Below are 1,066 nucleotides of genomic sequence, written 5' to 3'. Positions count from 1 at the left end.
GACCCGAAACCAGGTGATCTAGCCATGGGAAGTTTGAAGGTTGAGTAACATCAACTGGAGGACCGAACCCACTAACGTTGAAAAGTTAGGGGATGACCTGTGGCTAGGAGTGAAAGGCTAATCAAACCGGGAGATAGCTGGTTCTCCCCGAAATCTATTTAGGTAGAGCCTCGGACGAATACTTACGGGGGTAGAGCACTGTTAAGGCTAGGGGGTCATCCCGACTTACCAACCCTTTGCAAACTCCGAATACCGTAAAGTAATATCCGGGAGACACACGGCGGGTGCTAACGTCCGTCGTGAAGAGGGAAACAACCCAGACCGCCAGCTAAGGTCCCAAAGTCATAGTTAAGTGGGAAACGATGTGGAAAGGCCCAGACAGCCAGGAGGTTGGCTTAGAAGCAGCCATCCTTTAAAGAAAGCGTAATAGCTCACTGGTCGAGTCGGTCTGCGCGGAAGATGTAACGGGGCTAAACTATGCACCGAAGCTGCGGATTCAAAATTTATTTTGAGTGGTAGGGGAGCGTTCTGTAAGCCGTTGAAGGTGAACCGGGAGGTTTGCTGGAGGTATCAGAAGTGCGAATGCTGACATGAGTAACGATAATGCGGGTGAAAAACCCGCACGCCGGAAGACCAAGGGTTCCTATCCCATGTTAATCAGGGTAGGGTAAGTCGACCCCTAAGGCGAGGCCGAAAGGCGTAGTCGATGGGAAACGGGTTAATATTCCCGTACTTGGTATAATTGCGATGGGGGGACGGAGCAGGCTAAACAAGCATGGCGATGGTTGTCCATGTGAAAGTGAGTAGGTTGAGAGTTTAGGAAAATCCGGACTCTTAAGACTGAGACACGAGACGAGCACCCAAGGGTGTGAAGTTGTTGATGCCATACTTCCAGGAAAAGCCTCTAAGCTTCAGATTATACCGAATCGTACCCCAAACCGACACAGGTGGTCAGGTAGAGAATACTAAGGCGCTTGAGAGAACTCGGGTGAAGGAACTAGGCAAAATCGTACCGTAACTTCGGGAGAAGGTACGCTCCTATCTGTGATGAGACTTGCTCTCTAAG

General features: G+C 50.3%; 1 rRNA gene. It reads left to right on the top strand.

The features are described from left to right. Window positions 1-1,066, top strand: a 23S ribosomal RNA gene (locus MSG34_RS24090); the annotation flags it as partial.

The organism is Vibrio sp. 1CM2L, assembly GCF_023161695.1.
GTDB classification, from domain to species: Bacteria; Pseudomonadota; Gammaproteobacteria; order Enterobacterales; family Vibrionaceae; genus Vibrio; species Vibrio coralliirubri.
Note: the sequence above shows the minus strand (reverse complement) of the source record. Positions and strands in the feature narration are given on the sequence as shown.